The sequence below is a fragment of the Microtetraspora sp. NBRC 13810 genome (genome assembly GCF_030268685.1).
Lineage (GTDB): Bacteria > Actinomycetota > Actinomycetes > Streptosporangiales > Streptosporangiaceae > BSRQ01.
Genome location: NZ_BSRQ01000083.1, coordinates 1 through 349, shown reverse-complemented (window position 1 = coordinate 349; position 349 = coordinate 1). Strand labels below are relative to the sequence as shown.

General features: G+C 65.6%; 1 protein-coding gene. It reads left to right on the top strand.

The window, feature by feature from the left end; genetic code table 11:
- Nucleotides 1–349, top strand: a 349-nt coding sequence (locus QSK26_RS41545) for a transposase family protein (RefSeq protein ID WP_285780871.1), incomplete at both ends; no start/stop codon positions are given.

Genomic DNA, 349 nt, shown 5'->3' with positions numbered 1-349 from the left:
CGGTGATGCTGCTGTCGGCCCGCTCGCCCAAGCTCGGGCAGGCCCTGCGCAAGGCCGGCAAGGACGGGCTTCACTACCTGGTGCTGGACGGCACGCTCATCCGTACCGATCGGATCAAGGCCGACCGACCCTACTTCTCCGGCAAGCATCGCGTGCACGGGATGAACGTCCAGGTCATCGCCTCGCCTAGCGGGACGATCGTGTGGACCTCGGGTGCGCTGTCGGGAAAGACGCATGATCTGAGTGCGGCCCGGATCTGGGGCATCCTGCGTGCGTTGGAACATGCTGGGATCGTCGTCCTGGCGGACAAGGGCTACCAAGGAGCCGAACGCCCGGTCATCACTCCGTA